The organism is Allokutzneria multivorans, assembly GCF_039537405.1.
GTDB lineage: Bacteria > Actinomycetota > Actinomycetes > Mycobacteriales > Pseudonocardiaceae > Allokutzneria > Allokutzneria multivorans.
Window position 1 is genome coordinate 1 of the sequence record NZ_BAABAL010000006.1, and the last position, 22,856, is coordinate 22,856.

Annotated in this window: 23 protein-coding genes; 16 read left to right on the forward strand and 7 right to left on the reverse strand. The window is 69.7% G+C overall.

Annotation, left to right across the window (positions count from 1 at the left end; genetic code table 11):
* Positions 1-315: 315 nt before the first annotated feature.
* The 6 genes from glpX to ABD798_RS09725 all read left to right on the forward strand — a co-directional run bounded on the left by glpX (position 316) and on the right by ABD798_RS09725 (position 5,982).
* Positions 316-1,362: a class II fructose-bisphosphatase gene (gene glpX / locus ABD798_RS09700; RefSeq protein ID WP_086819498.1), complete on the forward strand. Its 1,047-nt coding sequence runs from the start codon at positions 316-318 to the stop codon at positions 1,360-1,362.
* Between the two features lie 144 nt (positions 1,363-1,506).
* Positions 1,507-2,268 carry a S1 family peptidase gene (locus ABD798_RS09705; protein WP_344872973.1) on the forward strand — a complete coding sequence of 254 codons (762 nt, stop codon included), beginning with the start codon at positions 1,507-1,509 and terminating at the stop codon, positions 2,266-2,268.
* Positions 2,269-2,440: 172 nt separating this feature from the next.
* On the forward strand, positions 2,441-3,205 hold the full coding sequence (locus ABD798_RS09710; RefSeq protein WP_344872975.1) for a S1 family peptidase: 765 nt from the start codon (positions 2,441-2,443) through the stop codon (positions 3,203-3,205).
* A gap of 220 nt (positions 3,206-3,425) precedes the next feature.
* Positions 3,426-4,190, forward strand: coding sequence for a S1 family peptidase (locus ABD798_RS09715; protein WP_344872977.1), 765 nt, complete (start codon positions 3,426-3,428; stop codon positions 4,188-4,190).
* Positions 4,191-4,389: 199 nt separating this feature from the next.
* Positions 4,390-5,178: a S1 family peptidase gene (locus ABD798_RS09720; protein ID WP_344873950.1), complete on the forward strand. Its 789-nt coding sequence runs from the start codon at positions 4,390-4,392 to the stop codon at positions 5,176-5,178.
* A 183-nt stretch (positions 5,179-5,361) separates the two neighbouring features.
* Complete coding sequence (locus ABD798_RS09725) at positions 5,362-5,982, forward strand: L,D-transpeptidase (RefSeq protein WP_344872979.1); 621 nt, start codon at positions 5,362-5,364, stop codon at positions 5,980-5,982.
* Positions 5,983-6,030: 48 nt separating this feature from the next.
* On the opposite strand, the gene ABD798_RS09730 is transcribed toward ABD798_RS09725, so the two are convergent.
* Positions 6,031-6,978 carry an NAD(P)/FAD-dependent oxidoreductase gene (locus tag ABD798_RS09730; RefSeq protein WP_344872981.1) on the reverse strand — a complete coding sequence of 316 codons (948 nt, stop codon included), beginning with the start codon at positions 6,976-6,978 and terminating at the stop codon, positions 6,031-6,033.
* A 65-nt stretch (positions 6,979-7,043) separates the two neighbouring features.
* Between ABD798_RS09730 and ABD798_RS09735 the strand changes: the two genes are divergently transcribed.
* Positions 7,044-8,441, forward strand: a complete 1,398-nt coding sequence (locus tag ABD798_RS09735; RefSeq protein ID WP_344872983.1) for a class II fumarate hydratase — start codon at positions 7,044-7,046, stop codon at positions 8,439-8,441.
* Here the strand turns inward: ABD798_RS09735 and ABD798_RS09740 are convergent.
* Entirely contained in the window at positions 8,380-9,306 is a 927-nt protein-coding gene (locus ABD798_RS09740) for a DMT family transporter (RefSeq protein ID WP_344872985.1), read from the reverse strand. The two genes, ABD798_RS09735 and ABD798_RS09740, sit on opposite strands and share 62 nt — an antisense overlap.
* A gap of 46 nt (positions 9,307-9,352) precedes the next feature.
* Between ABD798_RS09740 and pdxR the strand changes: the two genes are divergently transcribed.
* From pdxR to ABD798_RS09770, 6 genes are all read left to right on the forward strand, one after another.
* Entirely contained in the window at positions 9,353-10,753 is a 1,401-nt protein-coding gene (gene pdxR, locus ABD798_RS09745) for a MocR-like pyridoxine biosynthesis transcription factor PdxR (protein WP_344872987.1), read from the forward strand.
* A gap of 46 nt (positions 10,754-10,799) precedes the next feature.
* Positions 10,800-12,314, forward strand: coding sequence for an ATP-dependent DNA ligase (locus ABD798_RS09750; RefSeq protein ID WP_344872990.1), 1,515 nt, complete (start codon positions 10,800-10,802; stop codon positions 12,312-12,314).
* 123 nt (positions 12,315-12,437) lie between these two features.
* Positions 12,438-13,316: a DUF4097 family beta strand repeat-containing protein gene (locus tag ABD798_RS09755; protein WP_344872992.1), complete on the forward strand. Its 879-nt coding sequence runs from the start codon at positions 12,438-12,440 to the stop codon at positions 13,314-13,316.
* Complete coding sequence (locus tag ABD798_RS09760) at positions 13,313-13,522, forward strand: hypothetical protein (protein ID WP_344872994.1); 210 nt, start codon at positions 13,313-13,315, stop codon at positions 13,520-13,522. Before ABD798_RS09755 ends, ABD798_RS09760 begins: the two co-directional genes overlap by 4 nt.
* 13 nt (positions 13,523-13,535) lie before the next feature.
* Positions 13,536-13,835, forward strand: a complete 300-nt coding sequence (locus ABD798_RS09765; RefSeq protein ID WP_344872996.1) for a DUF4288 domain-containing protein — start codon at positions 13,536-13,538, stop codon at positions 13,833-13,835.
* 238 nt (positions 13,836-14,073) lie between these two features.
* A complete protein-coding gene (locus tag ABD798_RS09770) occupies positions 14,074-15,513 on the forward strand; it encodes a GuaB1 family IMP dehydrogenase-related protein (RefSeq protein WP_344872998.1) in 1,440 nt (479 codons plus the stop codon).
* Between the two features lie 57 nt (positions 15,514-15,570).
* Here the strand turns inward: ABD798_RS09770 and phoH2 are convergent, their stop codons facing one another.
* The 4 genes from phoH2 to ABD798_RS09790 form a co-directional block, all read right to left on the reverse strand.
* A complete protein-coding gene (phoH2, locus tag ABD798_RS09775) occupies positions 15,571-16,848 on the reverse strand; it encodes an RNA 5'-3' helicase PhoH2 (RefSeq protein ID WP_344873953.1) in 1,278 nt (425 codons plus the stop codon).
* A gap of 455 nt (positions 16,849-17,303) precedes the next feature.
* The gene (locus ABD798_RS09780; protein WP_344873000.1) at positions 17,304-18,236 is read right to left on the reverse strand and encodes a PfkB family carbohydrate kinase; all 933 of its coding nucleotides are present in this window, start codon (positions 18,234-18,236) and stop codon (positions 17,304-17,306) included.
* Entirely contained in the window at positions 18,226-19,461 is a 1,236-nt protein-coding gene (locus tag ABD798_RS09785; RefSeq protein WP_344873002.1) for a DUF885 domain-containing protein, read from the reverse strand. Before ABD798_RS09785 ends, ABD798_RS09780 begins: the two co-directional genes overlap by 11 nt.
* 15 nt (positions 19,462-19,476) lie before the next feature.
* Positions 19,477-20,265: an isoprenyl transferase gene (locus ABD798_RS09790; protein ID WP_425549203.1), complete on the reverse strand. Its 789-nt coding sequence runs from the start codon at positions 20,263-20,265 to the stop codon at positions 19,477-19,479.
* 61 nt (positions 20,266-20,326) lie between these two features.
* Between ABD798_RS09790 and ABD798_RS09795 the strand changes: the two genes are divergently transcribed.
* The 3 genes from ABD798_RS09795 to ABD798_RS09805 all read left to right on the forward strand — a co-directional run bounded on the left by ABD798_RS09795 (position 20,327) and on the right by ABD798_RS09805 (position 22,252).
* Positions 20,327-20,743 carry a CoA-binding protein gene (locus tag ABD798_RS09795; RefSeq protein WP_344873006.1) on the forward strand — a complete coding sequence of 139 codons (417 nt, stop codon included), beginning with the start codon at positions 20,327-20,329 and terminating at the stop codon, positions 20,741-20,743.
* A gap of 486 nt (positions 20,744-21,229) precedes the next feature.
* A complete protein-coding gene (trhA, locus tag ABD798_RS09800) occupies positions 21,230-21,904 on the forward strand; it encodes a PAQR family membrane homeostasis protein TrhA (RefSeq protein WP_344873956.1) in 675 nt (224 codons plus the stop codon).
* 18 nt (positions 21,905-21,922) lie between these two features.
* Positions 21,923-22,252 carry a hypothetical protein gene (locus tag ABD798_RS09805; protein ID WP_344873008.1) on the forward strand — a complete coding sequence of 110 codons (330 nt, stop codon included), beginning with the start codon at positions 21,923-21,925 and terminating at the stop codon, positions 22,250-22,252.
* On the opposite strand, the gene ABD798_RS09810 is transcribed toward ABD798_RS09805, so the two are convergent.
* Positions 22,253-22,852: a hypothetical protein gene (locus tag ABD798_RS09810; protein ID WP_344873010.1), complete on the reverse strand. Its 600-nt coding sequence runs from the start codon at positions 22,850-22,852 to the stop codon at positions 22,253-22,255.
* Positions 22,853-22,856 lie beyond the last annotated feature (4 nt).

A 22,856-nucleotide genomic window follows, 5' to 3' on the forward strand; every position in this document is an offset into this window, starting at 1 on the left:
CGCACTCAACGGCCAACCACCCGCCAGCCGCGTTCCCAACCTCTCGGGCCAGTACAACTAGCCGGGGTCCCCCGTAATCGATTCTTCCAGCGACATCTGACGCCGTGGGCACTCCGGGAGGAGTTGTCCACAGGTTTGTCCACACCTGGGGGAGCTATCCACAGGGGTGTTGGATTGGTCACCATCGGGGCCCACCACCTGGTTCGCGGCTGACTCGGAAGGTGTCTGATCTGCGAGGATCGTTCGTGCGCGGTGTTCGATCCACCGCGCTGGCAGATCAACGGAGATCCGCTGCACCCACCAGGGAGGCGCGATATGAGCACCAGTTCGGCCCGTCGTCGGGAAGCCCCCGACCGCAACCTCGCCCTTGAGTTGGTCAGGGTCACCGAGGCCGCCGCGATGGCAGCGGGTCGCTGGGTGGGGCGCGGCGAGAAGAACCGGGGTGACGGAGCCGCCGTCGACGCCATGCGCAAGCTGATCGGCACCGTGTCGATGCGCGGCGTCGTGGTGATCGGCGAGGGCGAGAAGGACGAGGCGCCCATGCTCTACAACGGCGAGGAGGTCGGCAACGGCGACGGCCCCGACTGCGACGTCGCGGTCGACCCGATCGACGGCACCACGCTGATGAGCAAGGGCATGCCCAACGCGCTCGCGGTGCTGGCCGTCGCCGAGCGCGGCGCGATGTACGACCCGTCCGCGGTGTTCTACATGGAGAAGCTCGCGGTGGGCCCGGAGGCCGCGGGCGTGGTGGACCTGGAGGCGCCGGTCGCGGAGAACATCCGCAGGGTGGCCAAGGCGAAGTCCACCGACATCTCCGACGTGACCGTCTGCATCCTGGACCGGCCGAGGCACGAGCGGCTGGTGGACGAGGTGCGCAGGGCGGGCGCGCGCATCCACTTCGTCAGCGACGGCGACGTGGCGGGCGCGATCTCCGCCGCGAGGTCGAACACCGGCGTGGACATGCTGCTGGGCATCGGCGGCACCCCCGAGGGCATCATCGCCGCGGCCGCGCTGAAGTGCGTCGGCGGCGAGATCCAGGGGCGGCTGTGGCCCAAGGACGACGAGGAGCGGCAGCGCGCCATCGACGCGGGGCACGACCTGGACCGGGTGCTCACCACCGACGACCTCGTGCGCGGCGACAACATCTTCTTCTGCGCGACCGGCGTCACCGACGGGGACCTTCTCCGTGGAGTCCACTACCGTTCGGGGGGTTGCACCACGCAGTCCATCGTGATGCGTTCCAAGTCGGGCACGGTGCGCTTGATCGACGGTTACCACCGGTTGACCAAGCTGCGCGAGTACTCCTCGGTCGACTTCGACCGTGCTGAGGACGAGGACCAGGAGGCCCTGCCGCTGCCCTGACGGGCGCAGGTGTCCGGCCCGAACGGTCCACTCCGGAAGTCCGTTCGGGCGGATACCTCCAGCGGGTTACCCCGAAAGGATTAAAGAAGCACGCTCATTGTGACTCCTGGCAGAGGGCGCCAGGGGCGGAATGAGGAGTGATCAGTGCGTACTCGTTCTCTGATCGTCGGGGTCCTCGCAGCAGCAACCGCCATCGGCGGTCTCACCCTGCCCGCCGTCGCGGCGGCAACCCCACAGGACGACGTCTCTTCCCGCATCATCGGCGGCAAGCCCGCCAGTGAGGACTACTCGTTCATGGCTTCCCTTCAGGGGAGCTCCGGCAAGCACTCCTGCGGTGCTTCGCTGATCAAGGCCGACTGGGTCGTCACGGCCAAGCACTGCGTCGGTTCCGGCGCCACCGGCATGCAGTTCCGGATCGGCACCAAGACCCACAACGCCGGGGGCACCGTGGTGAAGGCCGCCAAGGTCGTCACCCACGCCTCCATCGACATCGCGCTGGTCAAGCTGGCCAGCCCGGTGCAGGAGAAGACCATCGCGGTCGCCGACTCGGCGGGCGCGGACGGCACGGACACCCGGATCATCGGCTGGGGCCTGACCTGCCCGACCCGTGGCTGCGGCGACGTGCCCGTGCAGCTGCAGGAGCTGGACACCAAGATCCGGCCGGACAGCGCCTGCACCGGCATCACCGGCGCGCAGGAGATCTGCACGGACAACCCCGGCGGCAACTCCGGCGCCTGCTACGGCGACTCCGGCGGCCCGCAGGTGAAGAAGGTCGGCGGCACCTGGCAGCTCATCGGCGCCACCAGCCGGGCAGGCAACGGCAACCCGACCTGCGCCACCGGCCCGTCGATCTACGTCGACGTGACCACCTTCAAGGACTGGATCGCGCAGAACACCGGCGCCTGACGCGCCGCTGAGTCTCGGCCCCGCCGTCCCCCGCGACGGCGGGGCCGAACCCCCTCCCGGTGACGGTGGGTAGCCCCGCCCAAAGTAGGTGTCCGGACGAACGCGAGCGCTGTTTACCTTTTCGTGACCCTCCCGGCAGAGGGCGCCGGGAGGCGCGAAAGGAGAGAGAACAGTGCGTACTCGTTCTCTGATCGTCGGTCTCCTGGCCGCGACCGCCACCGCGGTCGGCGGCTTCTCCCTGCCCGGTGTCGCGGCCGCGTCACCGGACGGCGATGTCAGCACCATGATCGTCGGCGGCGGCAACGCCACCGAGACCTACTCGTTCATGGTGTCCCTGCAGCGCAATGGTGGGCACTTCTGCGGCGGTTCGCTGATCAAGGCCAACTGGGTCGTGACGGCCAAGCACTGCGTCCAGGGCACCAGCGCCGCGTCGATCCAGGCCCGCATCGGCACCACCAACCGCACCAGCGGCGGTCAGGTGCTGGGCGCGAGCCGGATCGTGCTGCACCCGAGCGTCGACCTGGCGCTCGTCCAGCTCTCCGGATCCTCCACGCAGCGCCCGGTGTCCATCGCGGACAGCTCGGGCGCCGTGGGCACCAGGACCCGGATCATGGGCTGGGGCCAGACCGTGGCCAGCGGCCCCGGCTCGGCGCCGATCACCCTGAAGGAGCTGAACACCTCCATCCGCTCCGACGGCGACTGCCGTGGCATCAACGGCCCCGCCGAGATCTGCACCGACAACACCTCGGGCAACCAGGGCGCCTGCTACGGCGACTCGGGCGGCCCGCAGGTGAAGGGCAGCGCGGGCAACTGGACGCTGATCGGAGCGACCAGCCGCAGCGGCAACGGCAGCTCGATCTGCGCGACCGGCCCGTCGATCTACGTGGACGTCCCGGCTCACCGCAGCTGGGTCTCCTCGAACACCGGCGGCCTGTAGAACGAGCACGGGAGCCCCTTTCCGTCACGACGGAAAGGGGCTCCTTGGCGTTCTCAGAAACATTGATCCGAATTGGTGAAAGGGTGAGGAATTATGCCGCCGAGTGCCACGGAGTTGTACATCCAGGACGCTGCCATCAGGCGGTACTGGGAACGTGTCGTGGATCACTAGCTTCATTCTCAGCTCCGGCAGAGGGCGCCGGGGCGAGAGGAGCACTTCCGTGAAGATTCGCGCACTTCTCGTCGGTCTGCTCGCCACCGCGGCCACCGCGCTCGGCATGGCCGGGACGGCGGGGGCCACCCCCGCGGGCCCGGACGACGTCGGCACGATGATCGTCGGCGGCGGCAACGCGACCCAGACCTACTCGTTCATGGTGTCCCTGCAGAACACCTCGGGCGGGCACTTCTGCGGCGGCTCGCTGATCAAGGCCAACTGGGTCGTGACGGCCAAGCACTGCGTCCAGGGCAAGACCCCGGCCTCGATCCGCGCCAGGATCGGCACCACCAACCGCACCAGTGGCGGCAGCTACGTCGGCGCGGCCGCGATCCACACCCACCCGAGCTACGACATGGCGCTGGTGCGCCTGGCCAGCTCGGTGACGCAGACGCCGATCAAGGTCGCGGCCAGCTCAGGGGCGGTCGGAACGGCGACCCGCATCATCGGCTGGGGCCAGACCTGCCCGAGCCCCGGCGGCTGCGGCGCGCCGGTCACCCTGCAGGAGCTGAACACCTCGATCGTGGCCGACGGCTCGTGCAGCGGGATCTACGGCTCGGTGGAGATCTGCACCAGCAACCCCGGCGGCTCCGCGGGCGCCTGCTACGGCGACTCCGGCGGCCCGCAGATCAAGATGGTCAGCGGCCAGTGGCAGCTGATCGGCGCCACCAGCCGTTCCGGTGGCGGCTCGACCTGCGCCGTCCGCCCGTCGATCTACGAGGACGTCCCCGCCTTCCGCAGCTGGATCAGCGGTATCGCGGGCGCCGTCTAGAAACGGTGATGACCGGGCGGCCCGTCGCACTTCGGCGGGCCGCTCCTCTACTGCGTTCGGACCATCACGGCCGCGCTATGGGCCGTTGGAGGGACGACGCATTCAATTCCCCTTTTGCCGGTACCACCCAATTAGGAACGAGCGTTTACTTTCCATTCATCCCGGTTGAGGGCACCGGGGTGGAAGGGGCGTGAACACCATGAAAATGCGTTCTCTGCTCATCGCGGCGACCGCCGTCGCCGTCACCCTGTTCGGCCAGGGAATGGCCGCCGCGACTCCCGCAGGAGACGTGGGTTCGAAGATCGTCGGCGGCGGTGACGCCACCGAGGCCTACTCGTTCATGGCGTCGATGCAGGCCAAGGCCACCGGCGCGCACCGCTGCGGGGCCTCCCTGATCGCACCGCAGTGGCTGGTCACCGCCGCGCACTGCGTGGCCCAGCAGAACCCGGCCGACTACCAGTTCCGCATCGGCAGCACCAGCCGCACCGGCGGCGGTGAGCTGGTCGGGGCGGACAAGTTCGTCCAGCACCCCTGGTACATCCCGGTCTTCCTGGGCTGGAACGACATCGCCGTCGTGCACCTGAGCGCGCCGGTCAGCGCGGAGCCCGTCAAGATCGCCGACGCCTCACCGGACGCGCAGACGGCCGCCAGGATCATCGGCTGGGGCCTGACCTGCCCCGAGCGCGGCTGCGGTCAGCCGCCGGTGACGCTCCAGGAGTTGAACACCAAGATCGAATCTGACAGTTCCTGCTCGGCGATCCCCTTCGACGCGCAGCACGAACTGTGCGTGGACGCGCCGAACAACACCGCCAGCGCCTGCTTCGGCGATTCCGGCGGGCCCGCGCTGCTCAAGGCCGACGGCGCGTGGCGGCTGGCCGGGGCGACCAGTCGCGGGCAGAGCCTGCGCTGCACCTCGGGCGACACGATCTACAGCGACGTGACCAGTCACCGCGACTGGATCAACCAGCAGCTGGGATCGATCCGGTAGGGCCACACGGACGGCTGGGGCCCGCAACCCTGCGGCGGGCCCCAGCCCATTTCCGGTTTGCTGATTGATCATTTCGGGTAAATCTCCCGTGAAGGCAACCAAGGCCGGATGAGTCGCGTCATGGAATACGAGCCAACAAGTGCGGCTCGTGGTGCCGGTTCCGGCAGACCTTGGGGGTGCGACGTGTACGTGCGCAAGACCGTGATGGCCATGGCGACGCTGACAGCGGCGGGGCTGCTGCTGACAGCCTGCGGCGGCACGAGCGACGTGCAGAACGCCGCGCAGCAACAGCCGATCCCCAGCTCCTCGAGCGTCCAGCCGACGACGACGGCTCCGACGACGACGACGACGCAGCCCACCACCACCCAGCCGACGACGACCACGCCGCCGACCTCGTCGGAGAAGCCCAAGCCGAAGCCGGACCCCAAGCCCGAGCCGAAGCCCACGGCCGAGGCGCCGTGCACCAACGTCGCGGCGAAGGCGTGCATCGACCTCTCGGCGAACAAGTCCTGGCTGATGGACAACGGCAAGGTCGTCTACGGGCCTGTGCCGATCACCCACGGGCGCAAGGGTTACCGGACGCCGCCGGGCACCTTCAAGGTGTTCCACAAGAACAAGAACCACAAGAGCAGCATCTTCAACAACGCGCCGATGCCGAACTCGGTGTTCTTCAACGGCGGCATCGCCTTCCACCAGGGCAGCCTGCGCCAGACCTCGCACGGGTGCATCCACCTTTCGCCCGCGGCCTCGCAGAAGTACTTCAGCTACCTCGGCTACGGCGACACGGTCCAGGTCGTTCCGTAAGCGCGGCAACACTTCGGAAGGGCGTCTCCCCACGCGGGAGGCGCCCTTTCACATGTTGCTGGAGTGCCCGGGGAACAGGTGCGCGGCGGGGTCGAGCGCGACCGCGATGTTGTTCACCGCCGTCGCCGCCTCGCCGAAGCCCGTGGCGATGAGACGGACTTTTCCTTGGTACTGGGCGACATCTCCGGCCGCGTAGACGAGCGGGCGCGAGGTCTTCCCTGTGGAGTCGGTGAGCACGGTGCGCTTGTCCAGCGCGAGCCCCCACGTCTCGATCGGGCCGAGGTCGGCGGTGAACCCGAGCGCGGCGACGACGGCTTGCGCGGGCAGCTCCGAGGTCTCACCGCTCTTGGCCCTGAGCCGCACCGACGCGAGGGGATCACCGACGAGCTCGGTCACCTCGGTGTCGACGATGATCGGCACGCCCAGTTCGCCCACCTGGCGCACTGTTGCCTGATGAGCCCGGAAAACCGCTCTGCGGTGCACGATCGTGACGCTGCGCGCGATCGGGTGCAGCGCGAGCGCCCAGTCGAACGCCGAGTCCCCACCGCCGACGATCACCACGTCCTGTCCACTGTGGACTGCCAGCTCCGGGACGAAGTACACGACGCCGCGCTCCCCCGCTGGCAACGGTCGCGGCTTGAACTCGCCGAGCCCTGCGGTGACCAGGACCGCACGCGTCGAAACCGAGCTGCCGTCCGCCATCCCGACGAGCAGCCGACCGTCCACATCGGACAGTGTTCGCGCCTTGCGGCCGAGCAGGTAGGCCGGTTCGTACTGCGCCGCCTGCTCGACGAGGCCGGAGATCAGGTCGCGCCCGCGCACGGCGGGGAACCCGGCCACGTCGTAGATCATCTTCTCCGGGTACATGGCGGTGACCTGACCGCCCGGCTCGGGCAACGAGTCGACGAGCGCGACCCTCAGATCCCGGAAACCCGCGTAGTAGGCGGCGAACAGCCCCGTGGGTCCCGCACCGACGATCAGCAGATCGGTGTCCATGCGATCCGACAGTACGTGCTGCTCCTCACGCTGCCCACTCAAGACGATCGGAGAACACTGCGGGTATGGCTGAGCACGAGTACCGGATCGAGCACGACACGATGGGCGAGGTGCGAGTCCCCGCGCAGGCGCTGTGGCGCGCGCAGACGCAGCGCGCGGTGGAGAACTTCCCGATCTCCGGCCGGGGTCTGGAGCGGGCGCAGATCCGGGCGCTCGGCCTGGTCAAAGCCGCGTGCGCGCGGGTGAACGGGCGGCTCGGCGTACTCGACGCCGACCTTGCCGAGGCCATCGCCACTGCGGCGGACGAGGTCGCGGAGGGCCTGCACGACGAGCACTTCCCCGTCGACGTCTTCCAGACCGGCTCCGGCACGTCCTCCAACATGAACGCCAACGAGGTCATCGCGACGCTGGCCACACGCGCGCTCGGGCAGGACGTGCACCCCAACGACCACGTCAACGCCTCCCAGTCGTCCAACGACGTCTTCCCCACGACGATCCACCTCGCGGCGACCGAGGCGGTCACGGCCGAGCTGCTGCCGTCCCTGGGCCACCTCCTGACCACGTTGGAGCGCCGCGCGCAGGACTGGGCCGAGATCGTCAAGGCAGGCCGCACGCACCTGATGGACGCCGTCCCGGTGACGCTGGGCCAGGAGGTCGGCGCGTGGGCCACCCAGGTCCGCCACGGCATCGAGCGGCTGCGCGAGTCCGTGCCCCGGCTCGGCCAGCTCGCGATCGGCGGCACGGCCGTGGGCAACGGGCTGAACACGCCGGACGGATTCGGGGCCGCCGTGGTCGCGGAGCTGGTCGAGCGCACCGGGCTGGACGTGCGCGAGGCCCCCGACCACTTCGAGGCGCAGGGCTCGCGGGACGGCCTGGTGGAGGCCTCCGGCCAGCTCCGCACGGTCGCGGTGAGCCTGTTCAAGGTCGCCAACGATCTGCGGTGGATGGGCAGCGGGCCGCGCACCGGCCTCGCCGAGCTGGCCCTTCCCGACCTCCAGCCGGGTTCGTCGATCATGCCGGGGAAGGTGAACCCGGTGATCTGCGAGGCGACGATGATGGTGGCGGCGCAGGTGATCGGCAACGACGCCACCGTCGCCTTCTCCGGGACGCAGGGCAACTTCGAGCTCAACGTGATGATGCCTGTGATGGCGCGCAACGTGCTGGAGTCGACGCGCCTGCTCGCCTCCGTCGCGACGTTGTTGGCGGACAAGGTCCTTGAAGGCGCGGAGCCGGACGTCGAGCGCACGCGGGAGTACGCGGAGTCCTCGCCGTCGATCGTCACGCCGCTGAACCGCTACCTCGGCTACGAGGAGGCGGCCAGCATCGCGAAGCAGTCCTTGAAGGAGCGCAAGACGATCCGCGAGGTCGTGGTGGAGCGCGGACACGTCTCCGACGGACGGATCACAGAGGCGCAGCTGGACGAAGCTCTGGATGTTCTTCGGATGGCTCGCGGCGGTCACTGACGTCAGACGGGGTGCGTGACGTGCGGAGGCCGACCACGCACCCCGTCGCCACGACGAGCGCGCCGAGCACCGCGACCGCGGTGAACTCCTGTCTGCCGAGCGCGACCGTGGCGAGCAGACCGAACACCGGTACCAGTCCGACCATCACCGCCGCGTTCGCTGCGCCGAGCACGGAAACGCAGTAGTACCAAACAACGAACGCGACCGCAGTCACCATCACCGCGAGGAACAGGATCGCGAACAGTTCGGCGCCTGTAGGCATCGGCCAACTGCTCCACAGTCCGATGAACGCGGAGCCGATCGCGGCCACTACGCACGAATACGCCGATACAGCAACGACTCCGAGCCGCGCGATGGCTCCGACCGCGAACAGCGTGAAGGACGCTTCACCAAGCATCGCGAGCAGCGCGAGGACGAGCCCCGGCCCGTGCCACGCACCTCCGCCGGTCAGGATCGCCACGCCCAGCACCACAAGTGCGGCCCCAGAGACCGCCTTCGCGACCGGACGTTGTCTTACAAGCAGCGGCGCGGCGATCGCGACCACTAGTGGGCTGCCACCGATGACAGCGGCGACGAAACCGCCTTCTGCGTAATCCTGTGCGTAGAGCACCGCAGCGCTGAAGCCGACCATTCCGGTCACCGCAGTGGCGATCAGCGCGAGCACATCGCGGACTGACGGGCGCGGTAACGGCCTTCGGCGCAGCACCATGAAGGTGAGCAACAGAAGTGCCGCGATGGCGTAGCGGATGGCCTGGGCCGGGAACAACGGATAGTGAGCGAGCAGTGCGGTCACCGGCACCATGCTGCCGAGCAGCACGGCGGTCGCGACTCCGGCGAGCACTCCGCTGGTCCGAGAACGTGTCATGCGATCAGCCTGCAACCGAAGTGGTCCAGGATTAAGCTCCACTTTAATGGCGCAGAACTGGACCACTTTACGAGAACTGCTGCTCCCGGCCCTGGACGGCTCGGCGCGGGCGACCGAGCGTGCACTTCGAGCGGCAGTGCGCTCAGGAGGCCTGCGCGCGGGCACCAGGCTGCCGTCGAGCCGAGATCTGGCGACGCAACTCGGTGTCTCGCGCGGCACCGTGACCGCCGCGTACGAACAGTTGATCGCAGAGGGCTATCTGATCAGCAAGCGCGGTTCGGGGACCCGTGTCGCTAACGCGGTGAACACGGCCGTGACACCACAGGACGCTCCGGCCGCGCCTATAAGGCAGTGGCGCTACGACTTGCGCTCTGGACTACCCGCGTTAGGCATGTTTCCCAGAGCCGCATGGTTGGCCGCTGCGAGGTCCTCGCTCGCCGAACTACCTGATGCCGCGTTGGGGTATCCAGACCCCGCAGGGCTTGCCGAGCTTCGTGAGGAGCTAGTCGGCTATTTGGGCCGTGTTCGTTCCGTGGTCGCAACGCCGAACGACGTGCTGATCACGCACGGAGCTTCCGAGGGCATGGCGTTGCTCGCAAACGTCTTGCACCGCAACGGACACACGAGCATCGCGGTCGAGCATCCGAGCCACGAGGGGCAGGCAAACCTCCTGCGCTCACACGGCTTGAATCCGGTCCCGATCGCCGTGGACGAGCACGGACTACGTGTGGCGGACCTTGAGGCCACGGACTGCCGTGTGGCGCTTGTGACTTCCGCGCATCAGTTTCCGCTCGGTGTCGCACTGAGCCCGGAAAGGCGGCACGCATTGCTCGCGTGGGCGCGTGCGCGCGATGGCGTGGTGATCGAGGACGACTACGACGCCGAACACCGCTACGACCGGCCCGCAGTGGGCGCGATGCAGGCGATGGACCCCGCGCGCGTGGTGTACCTCGGCAGCGTCAGCAAGACCCTCGCGCCCGCGCTGCGCCTGGGGTGGCTCGTCGCGCCGAGCCCCATCACACAGGCGCTGGTGACACGGAAGCTCATGCACGACTTGGGTTGTGGTCCCCTGCCTCAGGCGACGTTCGCACGGTTCCTGCGCGAAGGCGGATACGACCGGCACCTGCGGCGGACCCGGCTCGTCTACCGGGAGCGGCGGGACGCACTGCTGTCCGCGATCCGCGCGCACTTCCCGTCCTGGGAGGTCGTGGGCATCGCGGCCGGGCTGCACCTGGTCGTCCGGCTGCCGGAGCGGATGGACGACGACGAGGCCCAAGATCGTTTGGCGGCAAGGGGAATCCACGCGCTGGCGCTGTCGAAGCACTCGTGGGGACTGCCCTCGCCGTACCCGGGGCTCGTGCTCGGCTACGCGGCGCTGAGCCCCGATCGACTCCGTGCGGCAGTGGCAGAAATGGGAGAAGCGCTCGGAAACAACCCGAACGGCTGACGGCTGAGCGAGGCAGAGTGTCAGACCCCCGATTCATGATGGGTCCATGTTGCTCGCCGAGGTCGTCACCACGTCAGCGGCGGTGGGCGCCACCCGCTCCCGCCGCGCGAAGACCAGCGCGCTCGCCGATCTCCTGCGCGCGGCGCTCAGCCCCGCCTTCGCCGGGCTGGTCGTCGCGCTGCTGATCGGCGTGCCACGCCAGGGGAAGATCGGCGTCGGCTGGCGCCAGCTGTCCGAGCTGGAGGTGCCGCCGGCGCCGGGGCCGAGCCTGTCACTGTCCGATGTGGACAGTTATCTGGACCGCATCGCCGAGGTCTCCGGCAAGGGCTCGACGGAGCGAAGACGGGTCCTGCTGACGGAGCTGTTCTCGCGCGCGACCCAGGCGGAGCAACAGTTCCTGTTCCGCCTGCTCGTCGGCGAGCTGCGCCAAGGCGCGCTGGAGGGCGTCATGGTGGACGCGGTGGCCGCCGCCCACGAAGTGCCCGCCGAAGCCGTGCGGCGGGCACTGATGCTCAGTGGAGACCTTGTGGCGACAGCGGTTGCGGCACGCGCCGAGGGCGAGGCGGGCCTGGCCGCGTTCCGTTTGCGGCTCGGCAGGCCGGTGCGACCGATGCTGGCCTCGCCCGCCGAGTCGCTGGACGCGGCCGTCACCGACCAGGGCTCGTCCAGCGTGGAGTACAAGCTCGACGGCGCGCGCATCCAGGTGCACCGCGACGGCGAGGAGGTGCACGTCTACACGCGGACCCTGCGCGAGATCACCGCGAGCGTCCCAGAACTGGTCGAACTCGTGCGGGGACTGCCGTGCCGTTCGGTCGTGCTGGACGGCGAGACGCTCGCGCTGACCGACGACGGCAGGCCGCGTCCGTTCCAGGAGACGATGAGCCGGTTCGGCGCGACGGACCCGCGAGAGTTGTTGCTGCGCCCGTACTTCTTCGACGTGCTGCACCTGGACGGCGTCGACCTGCTGGACGCACCGCTGCGGGAACGCTTGGTGGCGCTGGACAAAGTCGCTGGCGAGCACCGAATACCGTCCACAGTGGACCCCACGGCGGAAGAAGCGTCGGCGCTGCTGGACGACGCGCTCGCGGCCGGGCACGAGGGCGTGATGGTCAAGGCGCTGGACTCCGGCTACGCGGCGGGCAGGCGCGGCAAGGCGTGGCAGAAGGTGAAGCCGGTGCACACGCTCGACCTGGTCGTGCTGGCGGCGGAGTGGGGGCACGGCAGGCGCACCGGCTTCCTGTCCAACCTGCACCTCGGCGCGCGCGATCCGGACGGCGGGCCGCCGATCATGGTCGGCAAGACCTTCAAGGGGCTCACCGACGAGCTGCTGGCCTGGCAGACGGCGGAGTTCCAAGAACGGGAGGCGGGCAGGGACGACCACACCGTGCACCTGCGGCCGGAACTGGTGGTGGAGATCGAGCTGGACGGCGCCCAGGTCAGCTCGCGCTACCCCGGTGGAGTCGCGCTGCGCTTCGCGCGGGTGCTGCGCTACCGACCGGACAAGGACCCGGCCGACGCCGACACCATCGACGCGGTCCGAGCCCTCCTCGTCGGCGGCTGACCCACCTCGGTCGGGGGTACGGGAAACCCCCGCACAGGATCGGGGGCTTCCCTGATCCCGCCGGGCGTGCTCGGCGGGCAGAGTTGTCGACGACGGAGACCAGCCCATGCGCAGGAGGATCACGTGGCACGCACCAGGGGGGCCATGACCGCGGTCGCGGTGGCTGTGGGAGCGCTCGCGCTGGTCGCGTGCGACACGCGGCCGCAGATGAACGGCGCGGAGCCCCCCGCGACGACGACGTTCCAGTTCCCCGGTCCCGAGCTGCGCGTGCACGTGCAGGACAAGGGCGACATCAGCTTCGAGCCGGGCTCGGAGAAGTCCCTGGAGGTCACCCGGCACCGGATCGGCGGGGGCGTCCAGCGCACCAACCGGCTCGCACTGGAGAACTCCGACCTGTGGCTGGACGACGGCTGCCGGGAGACCGTGCGCGGCGCCTGCGACAACCGCTACGTCGTCAAGGTCCCGCCGAAGGTGAACCTGGTGGTGACCGTCGTGGACGGCGACGCACGAGCGGAGCGGCTGGACGGAGCGCTGGATCTCAAGGTGGAGCACGGCGACGTCCGCGTCGACCAGGCCGCCGGGAGCCTCAAGATCGCCACGCGGGACGGCGACGTCTCGCTCACCGGGCTGACCGGCCCCCAGGCCGAGGCGAGCTCCGATCACGGCGACCTCCGGGTGGACCGGGCGACCGGCACCCTCAAGCTCACCGTGAAGGACGGCGACATCTTCCTCGACGGGCTCAGCGGTGCTCAGGTCGAGGCGAAGACCGAGAACGGCGACCTCCGGGCGACGTTCTCCGCACCGCCCACCAAGGTCGACTTCCAGCTGGCGCACGGCGACGCGCGGGTCGACCTGCCCGCGGGCCAGGAGCGCTACCGGCTCGACGTGCGCACGGACAGCGGTGATCTCAGCTCCAGCGTCGACAACGACGCGACCAGCGAGCGCTCCGTCCGCGTCGTCGCGGGGGCGGGCGACATCTCCCTGGGCCGGGGGCGGGGATGACCAGGCTCGTCCCGATCGCGGTCCTCGGGGCGGTGCTCATCGGCGCCGGACTCATTGGCACCGGACTCATCGGCGTCGGTGCGGCCGACGGCGAGCCTGACCGGCCACGGGTCGAGGTGGTCGAGTCCGGCGTGATCATCAAGGTCGACCTGCAAATGCCGGTGGCAAGGGCTGCTGGCACCATCCTTGCCCACGCGACAACGTGATCAGGAGGACGGCATGAGCCTGATGAGTGGCACATCCAGCTACCGCGCGGTCGTCGTACTGGTCTCCTCCTCCGATCACGAGGGCCACCAGCCCGAGTACGAGCGGATGGACCTGGTGCTCAACGCCTCCTCGCCGGAGGAGGCCTACGACAAGGCCGAGCGGCACGGCAAGGCCATGAGCACCGTGACGCGCGGCCCGGACGGCCCGGTCCTCTGGTCGCTGCTGCGCGTGCTCGACGTGTGCGAGCAGGACTCGGTGCCCGCCGACCGGCCGCAGTACGCGGTCCCGGCGGTGCCAACGCACGTCGCGTAGGAGCTTGCTCGCGACAACGGCGAGAATGCGCTCGCCGAGGCCGGGTGTCTTCAAGGCCAGCAAACCCCCTCGTCGATCATCGTCAACCGCCCCCAACCCCGATGCGGCCGAGGGTTTGTCGTGGTTGGAGACCGTGGGGCCGGGGGTTCGGGGGACTTGAAGACCAGCGAACCCGGCGTGCAGGAGCTTGCTCGCGACAACGGCGAGAAGGCGCTCGCACGAGTACGCTCACCTCTTCGTGCGCTTCCTCGACGGGCATGAGCCCCGCTACGACCTGACCTACGACGACGTCTTCCTCGTACCGGGTCGCTCCGGTGTCGAGTCGCGGTTCGACGTCGATCTGTCCACTGTGGACGGCACGGGGGCCACGATCCCCATCGCGGTCGCCAACATGACCGCCGTCGCCGGCCGCAGGATGGCCGAGACGGTGGCCCGCCGCGGCGGCCTCGTGGTGCTGCCGCAGGACGTCTCCCCCGAAGCCGTCGCCGAGATCGTCGGGTGGGTCAAGGCCCGCCACCCGGTCTGGGACACCCCGCTCGTGCTGCACCCGCACGACGCCGTCGCCGACGCGGTCAACCTGCTGCCCAAGCGCGCCCACCACGCCGTGGTCGTGGTGGACGACGCGCAGCGCCCGGTCGGCATCGTCACCGAGGAGTCCTGCACCGGGGTGGACCGCTTCACCCGCCTCGGCGAGGTGGCCGATTCCGACCTCGTCGCGCTGCCGCTGGACACCGCGCCGCGCGAGGTCTTCGAGGCGCTGCACGGCCGCTCCGGGCGGCTCGCCGTCGCCGTGGACGCCGACGGCAGGCTGGCGGGCGCCCTGACGAGCGTCAGCGCCCTGCGCGCGGAGATCTACCGCCCCGCGCTCGACGGGAACGGCCGACTGCGCGTGGCCGCTGCCGTCGGGGTCAACGGCGACGTGGCCGCGAAGGCCCGCGAACTGCTGGAGGCGGGCGTCGACGCGCTGATCGTGGACACCGCGCACGGCCACCAGGAGAAGATGATCAGCGCGCTCAAGGCGGTGCGCTCGGCCGCCCCGGACGTGCCGGTGGTGGCGGGCAACGTGGTGACGGCGGAGGGCGTGCGCGACCTCGTCGACGCGGGCGCCGACGTGATCAAGGTCGGCGTGGGGCCGGGCGCCATGTGCACGACGCGGATGATGACCGGCGTCGGCCGCCCGCAGTTCTCCGCCGTCGCGGAGTGCTCGGCGCAGGCGCGGCGGCTCGGCAAGCACGTGTGGGCGGACGGCGGCGTGCGGCACCCGCGCGACGTCGCGCTGGCGCTGGCCGCCGGTGCCGCGTCGGTGATGGTCGGTTCCTGGTTCGCAGGCACCTACGAGTCGCCGGGTGACCTGCTGCGCGACGAGGCCGGGCGCGCGTACAAGGAGTCCTTCGGCATGGCGTCCAAGCGGGCCGTCAGCGCGCGGACCCGCACCGACAACGCCTTCGACCGGGCCCGCAAGGCGCTGTTCGAGGAGGGCATCTCGACCTCGCGGATGCGCTTGGACCCGAACCGGCCCAGCGTCGAGGACCTGCTCGACTCGATCTGCTCCGGGCTGCGCTCCTCGTGCACCTACGCGGGCGCGCACACGCTGGAGGAGTTCCACGAGCGCGCCGTGCTCGGCGTGCAGTCCGCAGCGGGCTTCGCCGAGGGCCGCCCCCTGCCGGGAGGCTGGTGACACAACGCGGAAGCGGCTCCCACCGGTACCGGTGGGAGCCGCTTCCGCGTTGGTGCGTCAGGAAATGATGTCACCCTCCAGGAGGTCGGTGACCAGCGCCGCGATCGGCGAGCGCTCCGAGCGGGTCAGCGTGACGTGGGCGAACAGCGGGTGCCCCTTGAGCTTCTCGATCACCGCCGCGATGCCGTCGTAGCGGCCGACCCTGAGGTTGTCGCGCTGGGCGACGTCGTGGGTGAGCACCACCCGCGACCCCGAGCCGAGCCGGGACAGCACCGTGAGCAGCACGTTGCGCTCCAGGGACTGCGCCTCGTCCACGATCACGAACGAGTCGTGCAGCGACCGCCCGCGAATGTGGGTCAGCGGCAGCACTTCGAGCATCCCGCGGTCCATCACCTCGTCGATGACGTCCTTGCCCGCCAGGGAACCGAGCGTGTCGAAGACCGCCTGCGCCCAGGGCTGCATCTTCTCCAGTTCGGAGCCGGGCAGGTAACCCAGTTCCTGGCCGCCGACCGCGTAGACGGGCCGGAACACCACGACCTTGCGGTGCTGACGGCGCTCCATCACCGCCTCCAGACCCGCGCACAGCGCCAGCGCCGACTTGCCGGTTCCGGCCCGGCCGCCGAGCGAGACGATGCCGATGTCCGGGTCCAGCAGCAGGTCCAGCGCGATCCGCTGTTCCGCCGACCGGCCGTGCAGGCCGAAGGCCTCCCGGTCACCGCGCACCAGCCGCACGCGCTTCTCCGGGGTCACCCTGGCCAGTGCGCTCGCCGAGCCCGAGAGCAGCCGCAGGCCGGTGTGGCACGGCATGTTCCTGACCTCGTCGTTGTCGATCACGCTCTCCTTGAAGAGCGAGTCGATCGTGCCGGGGTCGACCTCCAGGTCGGCCATGCCGGTCCAGCCCGACGGCGTCACGTCCTGGGCGCGGTACTCGTCCGCGTCCAGGCCGACGGCACCCGCCTTGACCCGCAGCGGCATGTCCTTGGTGACCAGCGTGACCGCCAGCCCCTCGGCCGCCAGGTTCAGCGAGCACGCCAGGATCCTGGCGTCGTTGGAATCGGTGCGGAACCCCTGCGGCAGCACCGAGGGGTCGGAGTGGTTGAGCTCGACGTGCAGGACTCCGCCCTGCTCGCCGACCGGCACCGGGGTGTCCAGTCGACCGTGCAGCAACCGCAGTTCGTCGAGCAGGCGCAACGCCTCTCTCGCGAACCAGCCCAGTTCGGGGTGGTGTCGCTTTCCCTCCAACTCCCCGACGACGACGAGCGGCAGGACGACCGCGTGCTCGGCGAAGCGGGTTATCGCCCAGGGATCGGACAGGAGCACCGAAGTGTCGATCACATAGGTGCGCTTGGGGACGGCGCCTTCGGCCCCGTCCTGCTTCGGTGTGGTCCTGGAAGTGTTGGAGGAACTGTTGTTCGCCTGCGCCTGGGAACGTCGTGCTGTCACGGCAACTCCCTCACGAACGCGGCGTCCGCGTCCGCTTACCTCGGTGGGCCGGGCATCCGCCCCTGGTGCTTCCTCGGTGCGTGGAACCGGAGGTCCGGTTTCACACCCCGCGGTCGCGAGGGCCGGGCGCCGGCCCCCTCGGGTGTCGTGTGGACGGAATGACCGTCACGCAGTTGACAACCAAGACCAGGGCCTCCCGGGGCAGGCCGTTCGGACACGACCTACCACAACGGAAGTTACCCCCGAACACCGCCCCTACGCAGACAGCCACACAGGTGATTCGCTAGATCGTCATCGCAACGCTACGTACCGCTTACACAGCGGCCGCGCACCGCGAGAGCCCCTGCTCAGAGCGTCCGGACCGGACCCAATTCAACTACGGAGGGTAACTTATCCAGCCAGGTTCGCGGCCCCGCGCTCTGCACTCTGACGCTCGCGACGCGGGTGGCAAACGCCAGGTGATCAGCCACTTTTCCCCCGTCCCAGGCCCCGGCGGCCACCGCGTGGGCGAAGGCCCCGTGGAAGACGTCACCGGCACCGAGCGTGTCCTGAACCGATACGACCGGCACTGGAACCTCGCCGCGGAGCTCGTCGCGCCACCACACGATCGGATCATGCCCACGGGTCATGGCACCCACCGCCACCCGTTCGGCGAGCGCCCGAATTGTCCGTTCTTCCTGCTCACAATTCGGTAACCGGTAGTCCCCGGAGCACACCGCGACGTCCACCCAGTCCAACAACTGCTCGTGGTGCGGCTTGTAGCGGCCCGCGTCGAGGACCACCACGACGCCGAGCCGGGCCGCCGTCTGCGCCGCCGCGAGCGCGAGCCGGGGGTGGTGGCCGTCGATCAGCAGCACGTCCGCCGAGGACACCAGCTGCGTCAGCTCGGCGGGCGGGCACGGGTCGACACCACGGGCGTCGGCGGAGACGACGCTGCGCTCCCCGGTGCCCTCGTGCACCGTGACCGCGGAGACCCCGGGCGCGTCCACGCGGTCGGGAGTCGCGTCGCGGACGCTGATCCGGAACGCGGTCAGCTCGTCGCGGACGGAGTGCGCCAGCGGGTGCGTGCCGAGCGCCGTGAGCAGCGTGACCCGCGAGCCCAGCGCGGCGGCGGTGACGGCCGCGTTCGTGGCCGGACCGCCTGCGGCCACGTCCTGGCGAGTCGCGGTGAGCTTGCTGTTGGCTCCGGGGAAGGCCGGGACGCGGTGCACCACGTCAACCGTCGCCAGGCCGACGCACAACACCGATCCGGCCGGTGTCTCAGCCTGTTCAGCCGCCACGCGAGACCACCGGAACGGCCGCGGCGAGCTCCTCGCGAACGGTCACCGGCACCAGCGGCTCGTCGAGCAGCCTGCCGTAGCGCTCCGCGAGGCCCTGGCCGGTGGGGCGGGCGTCCAACCACGCGCGCAGCAACCGGTAGCCCTCGACGTAGGTGGTCGTGTACGCGCGCCACAGCGGATCGGACAGGAACCGCAACATCTGCTTGGCCCGCGCCTCGTTCACCAGCAACCAGCGCTGGAGGAACGCCGAGACCTCGTCCGGGTCGGCGCCGTGGTGGTGCAGCATCAGCGCCGCGTCCTGCCGCACGGAGATCAGCCCGCCGAGCGCACCCTCCATGCGCTCGACCTGCTCGCCCTCCATGTGCAGCCCGAAGTCGCCGAGGATCTCCTGCGTCCACGGCCCCCACCCCGCGCCGACCAGCGCGTGCAGGCCGAGGTCGGCCAGGCCCTCCGCCATCAGGCACTGCGGGGTGTTCACCAGGAAGATCGTCTGCTCGGCTTGGCCCTGCTTGCCGACGAGACCGGACTCCTTGCGGCAGTGCTCGGTGTGGTGGCCCGGGTAGGACTCGTGCGCGATCAGGTGCGGCAGGTTGGCCATGCGGTGGCCGAGGTCCGCGTTGATCGCGACCTTCGAGCGGTAGTCGCCGAGGTAGTAGTTGAAGCCGCTCCAAGGCTTGTCGGTGACGACCTCGTACTCGACGGTCTCCTGCTCCGGCAGTCCGAAGACAGTGCGCGCCTTGTCCCGCAGCACGCTGGAGAGCGCGTGCACGCACGGCTCCAGCTTCTCCGCCGGAACTTCGTCGCGTTTGCGGAAGGCGCTGAGGCGCTCGCCGAGCGACCCGTCACCGGGCAGCAGGCGGTCCAGCTCGCGGTGGGACTCGCGGTAGCTGTCCTCCTCGCCACGGGAGATGCGGACCTGGAAGTACGCCTCGACCTCGTCGACGAAACCGACGTCCTGGCCGGCGAGCTTGCGACCGGAGCACTCCAGCGCGACGAGGTGGGCATCGAGGAAACGGACGCGCTCGGGCGCGAGGTCGATCCCGGCGAGCTCACCGCGCAGGTCCCTGGCGCGGGCGGCCAGTGCGGCCGGATCGGGCTTCGGCTCGTTCTCGATCTGCCTGCGCAGCGCGGGATCTCCCGTGTACGCGTCGACGAATCCTTCGACCAAGCGGTCGAACCGCAGACCGAGCAGCAGGTACTCGCGAACGAGCTGGGTTCCCTCCACGGAGAGGGAGCCTAGCTAGTTGCCGAAACGACGGTGTCGCGCGCCGAACTCGCGCAGGGCGCGGAGGAAGTCGACTCGGCGGAAGTCCGGCCAGTACGCGTCGCAGAACCAGAACTCCGAGTGCGCGGACTGCCAGAGCAGGAAGCCGGACAGCCGCTGCTCGCCGGAGGTGCGGATGACCAGGTCCGGGTCGGGCTGGCCCGAGGTGTAGAGGTGCTCGGCGATGTGGTCGACGTCGAGGACCTCGGCCAGTTCCTCGATGCTGGTGCCCGCTTCGGCGTGCTTGAGCAGCAGCTTGCGCACCGCGTCGGCGATCTCCTGGCGCCCGCCGTAGCCGACCGCGATGTTGACCTGCATGCCCGTGCGGTTCTTGGTGCGCACGGAGGCGGCGGAGAGCCGGTGCGCGATCTCCTCCGGCATCTTGTCCAGCGTGCCGACGATGCGGACCTGCCACGGGGTCTCCGGTGCGGCCAGCTCGTCGACGACGCCCGCGATGATCTCCAGCAGCGGCTTGAGCTCGGACTCCTCGCGGTTGAGGTTGTCGGTGGAGAGCAACCAGAGCGTCGCGACCTCGACCCCGGCGTCCTGGCACCAGTTCAGCAGGTGCGCGATCCGGCTGGCGCCGACGCGGTGGCCGTCGTTGACGTCGACGAGCCCGGCCTCGCGAGCCCATCGGCGGTTGCCGTCGAGCATGACGCCGACGTGCCGGGGGTGCTGCTGGCCGACGATGGCCCGGCTGAGCCGCCACTCGTAGCCCTTGTAGACGATGTCCCGGGCCCGTTTCCACAACCGCGTATCACGCACACCCACGTCTGAAAAGGGTACGCGCGGTGGAAGGGCCACTCGAACCGGCCACACTCGACACATGAGCGGACACGGAGAGTCAACGATGATGGAGCAGGTCCTGCGGTCCATGCGGACGATCGCCGTTGTCGGCGCGAGCGACCGCCCCGAGCGAGCCAGCCACGGCGTCGCGAGCTACCTCCAGCGCGCCGGGTTCCACGTGATCGCCGTCAACCCGAAGCTGTCGGGCGAGCTGTTCGGCAACCCCGTCCACGCCGCGCTCGAAGACATCCCCTCGCCGATCGACGTCGTCGACGTGTTCCGCCGCCCCGAGGACGTGCCGCCCGTCGTCGACTCCGCGATCCGCGTCGGCGCCAAGGCCGTGTGGCTCCAGCTCGGCATCACCCACCCCGAAGCCGAGGCCAAGGCGCGCGCGGCCGGCTTGGCCGTCATCTCCGACCACTGCCTCAAGGTCGAACACGCCCGCCTCGTCCCGTGACCCTCATCCCCCGCGCTCGCCAACGGCCCCTTTGGTGCGCTGAACGCACTGAACGACCCGTTCAGTGCGTTGGGGGCCCTGAACGACCCGTTCAGTGCGTTCAAGTACCTCAACGGGTCGTTTGGTGCGCTCAACCACCCCAATGACCCGTTCAGTGCGTTGAGGTAGCTGAATGACTCATTCAGGACGCTCAAGTACCTCAATGACTCATTCAGCGCGTTGAAGTACCTCAATGACTCATTCGGTCCGTTCAACCACATGAACGAGTCATTGAGGGCGTGACGGCGATGGCAGAGGTTGGGCGAGGGCGCGACGGCGAGGGTGTGAGGGCGGAGGCTGGCGAGGGTGCGACGGCGGGCAGAGGGATGATGCGGAGGGATGCGGTGGAGAGCGGAGTGCGGGGACGCGGAGTGTGGGGGAACACTGTGAGATCGACCAGGGTTACTTGCGCGTAACCTACGGTGCCGTAACCTTGGGGGTGTGACCATGGAATCCCTTGCCACCACGGTGGAACCCGACTTCGAGAAGCCGCGGATGCGGGGCTGGATCCACTTCTGGTCCTTCTGGACCTCCTTCGCCACCGGCGCCACGTTGATCGCGCTCGCCGCGTCGACGGTGGGCGCGAAGGCCGCGCTCGGCACCTCCGTCTACGCGGTGACCGTGCTCGGCCTGTTCGGGATCAGCGCGCTCTACCACCGCCGGGACTGGCTGACCAGCCAGGCGCGGGTGTGGATGAAGCGGCTGGACCACTCGATGATCTTCGTGTTCATCGCGGGCACGTACACGCCGTTCTCGCTGCTGGCCATGCCCCCGGCGACCGGGAACACGGTGCTTGCGGTGGTGTGGGGCGGCGCCATCGCGGGTGTCGCGCTGAAGCTCGCGTGGCCGACGGCGCCGCGCTGGCTGGGCACGCCGATCTACATCGCGCTCGGCTGGGTGGCGGTCTTCGTGCTGCCGGACATCCTGGCCACCGGCGGTGTCACCGCGTTGGTGCTGCTGCTCGTCGGCGGCGGTTTCTACACGATCGGCGGCGTGCTCTACGCGACGTCGTGGCCGAACCCGTGGCCGAAGACCTTCGGGCACCACGAGTTCTTCCACGCGGCCACCGTGCTCGCGGCGATCTGCCACTACGTAGCGATCTGGTTCGTCATGTACCCCTAGCCGCATAGGGTTCCTGGCGTGAAGGTCACCAAGCACCTCGACTGCTGCAAGGCTCCCGCTTTGGAGCGACTGCGCGTCTTCGAGCAGTCGACACACGACCTGGAAGCCGTCATGCGGTGCACCGCATGCGGCTCCCACTGGTTCTACGTGTTCCACGAGTACACGAACTGGGCCACCGGGGACGACGACCTGACCAGCTTCTTCGCCCCGCTCACCGAGGCCGAGGGCACGCGACTGCTGGCCGCCACCGACCGCGCCGCCGCCGACCTGGCCTTCCTCGGCACGCGCGCGAGCTGGATGGACGACAACGGGAAAGTCAGCCGCGTCAAGGGTTTGCCCCGCTACTAGCTAGCTCGTGGGGCCCTTGGCGCGCAGCTCGTCCACCTTCGACATGGCCTCGCGCAGCTCGCCGAGCCAGCTCTCCGCGTGCTCGCCGACCAGCCGGACCGCCCACGCCAGCGCCTCGGAGCGCGACCGCGCGACCCCGGCGTCGACGAGTGTGTCCAGCACCAAGCGCTCCGGCTGGCGCAGCCGCGTCATCACCGGAACGGACAGCGTGGTGAACAGCTCCTCGGTGTCCCCGAGCCGCGCGCCCCACGCGACCTTGCGCCCGTAGCGGTGCTCGGCCTGGCGCGCGATCTCGATCCGCTCTTCCCTGGTCTGCTCGCGGAAGCGCGCGATCCGACCGGCCTCCGCCGCCGCGCGCCCGGCCTCGTCGGGCTGGTCACCGTCGAGCGAAGGCAGCTCGCCGACCACCACGATCTCCTCGCGGTCCACGGTCACCACGGGCGCGCCGGTGAACCAGCCGTCGGGCAGCCGCCCGGCGAACCAGCCCGCCGCGTCCTCGGCCGAAGGCAGATCAGCCTGCTGCCAGCCACCTCGGCCGCGTCCGCCACCGCCGCCCCATCCGCGCCGATCCCTCGCCGTGAGTACGAATCTTCCGTGCATCACC

Coding starts and splice junctions, on each gene's coding strand:
- glpX (WP_086819498.1), top strand. CDS start 316: ATGAGCACCAGTTCGGCCCGTCGTCGGGAAGCCCCCGACCGCAACCTC.
- ABD798_RS09720 (WP_344873950.1), top strand. CDS start 4,390: ATGAAAATGCGTTCTCTGCTCATCGCGGCGACCGCCGTCGCCGTCACC.
- ABD798_RS09730 (WP_344872981.1), bottom strand. CDS start 6,978: ATGGACACCGATCTGCTGATCGTCGGTGCGGGACCCACGGGGCTGTTC.
- ABD798_RS09735 (WP_344872983.1), top strand. CDS start 7,044: ATGGCTGAGCACGAGTACCGGATCGAGCACGACACGATGGGCGAGGTG.
- ABD798_RS09740 (WP_344872985.1), bottom strand. CDS start 9,306: ATGACACGTTCTCGGACCAGCGGAGTGCTCGCCGGAGTCGCGACCGCC.
- pdxR (WP_344872987.1), top strand. CDS start 9,353: ATGGCGCAGAACTGGACCACTTTACGAGAACTGCTGCTCCCGGCCCTG.
- ABD798_RS09750 (WP_344872990.1), top strand. CDS start 10,800: ATGTTGCTCGCCGAGGTCGTCACCACGTCAGCGGCGGTGGGCGCCACC.
- ABD798_RS09760 (WP_344872994.1), top strand. CDS start 13,313: ATGACCAGGCTCGTCCCGATCGCGGTCCTCGGGGCGGTGCTCATCGGC.
- ABD798_RS09765 (WP_344872996.1), top strand. CDS start 13,536: ATGAGCCTGATGAGTGGCACATCCAGCTACCGCGCGGTCGTCGTACTG.
- ABD798_RS09795 (WP_344873006.1), top strand. CDS start 20,327: ATGAGCGGACACGGAGAGTCAACGATGATGGAGCAGGTCCTGCGGTCC.
- trhA (WP_344873956.1), top strand. CDS start 21,230: ATGGAATCCCTTGCCACCACGGTGGAACCCGACTTCGAGAAGCCGCGG.
- ABD798_RS09810 (WP_344873010.1), bottom strand. CDS start 22,852: ATGCACGGAAGATTCGTACTCACGGCGAGGGATCGGCGCGGATGGGGC.